A 1,127-nucleotide genomic window follows, 5' to 3' on the forward strand; every position below is an offset into this window, starting at 1 on the left:
AGCATGATTAACGGACGCAGTGCTTCTTCGTAGCGCTGTTCTTTTACGCGCAAGGCATCTTTCAAGGTTGTTGCCATATCATGCGCTTGTTGACGTTGCCAGTCGCCATAAACGAACATTTCTACGTGGAGTTCCGCCAAAATCGACTCGACGAATGTCGACAGCTCATCGACTTCAATTTCTTCCAGCGCTTCTGCAAGCGTCGCGAAAGGAGGATTGTTGGGCTGCAACAAACCTGTTAATGCGTTGAACAGTTGAGAAATTGGGCGATCTTGAGATGAATTTCGCCAATTACGTAATAATTGTTGTTTGATGGTTTCAAACCGAGTTGGGTTAAACTCTCTCGCGGCGAAACGGCGTAAAATCATCTCAAGCAGTTGTGGCAGTTTTTGGCTGAAGCCCGACAACGTCAAAGTTACACCGCCTTGGTGCGCATACATGTTGTAGCCCATGCCCGCGATTTCAGCTTGGTAGGTTTCTTTGGCTAGTGAGTCCAAAAACATTTCGACACAAAGACGTGTTTTCACAATATTTTTAGGCGATGCGACCGCGTGAGAACTGTCGATCGCAACGTACACTACGCCTTTCGGCACTCGGAACTCATCATCTTGCAAATGCCACAGGCGAAAACCTTCGAGATCTTCAATCAACTCCGGTAGTGAGCCCCCGTTTTCAAAGGGCATTGGGTCGAGGTCGTAACAAATGTACGGGTTCTTCTCTGGCAGAACAAACTGCCAACGCGGATCAATTTGTTGGAAGAAGCGTTTTTGCTCGCTACTGAATGTAGTGACGGAGTAGGGGGTGAAATACCACTCCGCAGTGCGATTGTACTCAAGTCCTTTGGCGATCAGCGTAACGCGGACATTGTCGACAGATAAATATTGCAGCAGAGAACGTTGCAGATCTTCATCATAGCCCGACATTTTGTAGTCGCCATAGATAATATCGTGCGGCTGATAATGCTGCATATTGATGACTAAATGGCTAACTAAATCGAGAGGGCGTGAAGGTTCTTGAAAGCGGAATGCCGACTCCAACACTGCTTGCTTCTCTAGGTAGCGCCACTCATTCATTCCGTCTTGTTTGATCATGGTTAGATATTGGAAGACAGCTTGAATGATGTCATC

1 pseudogene is annotated in these 1,127 nt (G+C 47.0%); it reads right to left on the minus strand.

From position 1 onward, the window contains the following. Positions 1-1,127: pseudogene (locus R8O11_RS25065) on the minus strand (insulinase family protein); the annotation flags it as partial.

It is taken from the genome of Vibrio sp. 1288 (assembly GCF_033344475.1).